This window comes from Mesorhizobium sp. M7A.F.Ca.US.006.01.1.1 (assembly GCF_003997935.1).
Lineage (GTDB): Bacteria > Pseudomonadota > Alphaproteobacteria > Rhizobiales > Rhizobiaceae > Mesorhizobium.
In genome coordinates, this window is the sequence record NZ_RZQL01000454.1 from 1 (window position 1) to 1,969 (window position 1,969).

Consider the following 1,969-nt stretch of genomic DNA (forward strand, 5'->3'; position numbering starts at 1 on the left):
CGCGGCACATTGGGTGTGATGTCGAGGTCGCAAGCGGGATCTGGCTCGCGATAGTTGGCGGTCGGCGGCACGACGTCCTCTTGGATTGCCATCACGCAGGCGATCATTTCAAGCGCGCTCGCTGCGCCGAGGCAATGCGCGTGCGTGGACTTGGTGGAAGAGATGGACATCGAATAAGCGTGGTTTCCAAACACACGCTTGATCGCCGCCGTTTCAGTCTGATCATTGCTCTTGGTACCGGTGCCGTGCGCGTTGAGATAGTCGACGTCCTCGGCATTCAGCCCGGCATCGGCAAGGCAGGCGCGCATCGCCGACGCTGGCCCCTCGACAGATGGCGCGGCAATGTGGAAGGCATCGGCGGAAAGGCCGACGCCGGCGATCTCGGCAAGAATTGTGGCACCACGCCTCGTGGCATGCTCGTAGCTTTCCAGCACGGCCATGCCCGCACCCTCGCCCAGCACCAGGCCCTTCCTATCGGCGGAGAAGGGCCGGCAGGTATCGGGTGAAAGCACGCGCATTGCTTCCCATGCTTTCAGCACGCCCCATGCGAAGGGTGCGTCGCTGCCCCCGGAAACCATTACGTCGGCCCGGCCCAGCTTGATCTGGTCCACCGCCGAGGCGATCGCATGGTTGGCCGAGGCACATGCGGAGGTCACCCCGAAGACCGGCCCGCGCAAGCCGAGGCTCAAGCTAAGATGGACGGAAGCGGCGCTGGGCATCACCTTTACTCCAGTGAAGAGTTCAGCACGGATTGCGCTACCCAAAAGCAGTGAGCGGTAAGTTTGTTCTGTTGCGTACGAACCGGTAAATCCGACGCCCACTGTCGCGCCGAAGCGATGGGCATTCCCCTCGTCGCAGGAAAGTCCGGCCTGCCGCATGGCTTCGCGCGCTGCAAGCACGGCGAGCAAGCTGAAGCGGTCCATGGAGATGAGATGCCCCCGGTTGATGTCGTGCTGGGGCAGCGCCTTGATCTCAGCGCCGGTCATGCCCTCCAGGTCATGAAGCTCGGAATTGGCGATCGGGCCGATGGCGGAGCGGCCTTCGCGCATCTCTTTCCACATAGAGGCGGCCTCGGTGCCCAGTCCGCACAGGCCGCCCACTCCGGTGATAACGACGCGCCTGTCCATTCAAGCCTCCTTCGCAAGCAAGCCGCGGACGGCTTCCACGACGTCGCCGACATTCTTGAGATTGGACCAGGCATCGGCCGTGTTCATGTCGATCTTGATGCCGTAGGCCTGCTCCACATCCCAGAGGACGTCCGCCAAACCCAGCGAATCGAACCCGAGCGCGTCCAGTTCCGTGGCGATTGTTATCTCGCCGACGAATGACGCAGGCATTCCCTCACCGCTCTCCGACTCGGCGCGTTTCTTGATCAGGGCAATGACGTCCGTTGCGAATTGATCGGCCATTCTGTTTCCTGTCTTTCTTTCCCGCGTTTCGACCTGGACGCGGCTCAGTTCCTGAGGCGCGCCGCGTCGCGAAAGCCATCACGCTTGGGCAACTGACAAAACCCAATGCTCATAAAGCCGGATCAGGTCCGGCCGGTGTGTGGCGTAGGTGCAGTATGACGATGTGAGCCGCTACACGTGCGCGTCTCCCGGTCTGTCCATAGGCTCGGAAGAAGTCGGACAGTTTGACATGGCCGGTCAGTTGCAACTCCCTTTCCCAGCACTCCACTGCCCGGTAGAGCGCATGAAAAATCTCCTTTCGGGCGGTTTCTTAAGACGCTCGCCACGCCATGAGGCAGTGGGGGCATCGGTGTCCATCAGGTGCTTCTGCCCATGCAGGATTCCAGAACATTGATGAAATCGTTTGTTTCGATGAAAGGCATCCACACTTTGGATGGTTGACCACGCTTTTCAAAGATCGTGAACTACATCTCCTCGTTGTGCTCGACGCACTCCGGACAAGTAACCTCATGGGCGCGGCATGCAGGATTAACCGAGCCCAGCCGGTCATGAGTGCGGCC

Annotated in this window: 2 protein-coding genes; both read right to left on the reverse strand. The window is 61.0% G+C overall.

Annotated elements, in window-relative coordinates; all coding sequences use genetic code 11:
• Window positions 1–1,127: beta-ketoacyl-[acyl-carrier-protein] synthase family protein (locus EN943_RS36720; RefSeq protein ID WP_164778597.1), on the reverse strand; the 1,127-nt coding region annotated here is incomplete at its 3' end.
• On the reverse strand, window positions 1,128–1,409 hold the full coding sequence (locus EN943_RS36725) for an acyl carrier protein (protein ID WP_029356603.1): 282 nt from the start codon (window positions 1,407–1,409) through the stop codon (window positions 1,128–1,130). It lies immediately after the preceding gene.
• Window positions 1,410–1,969 lie beyond the last annotated feature (560 nt).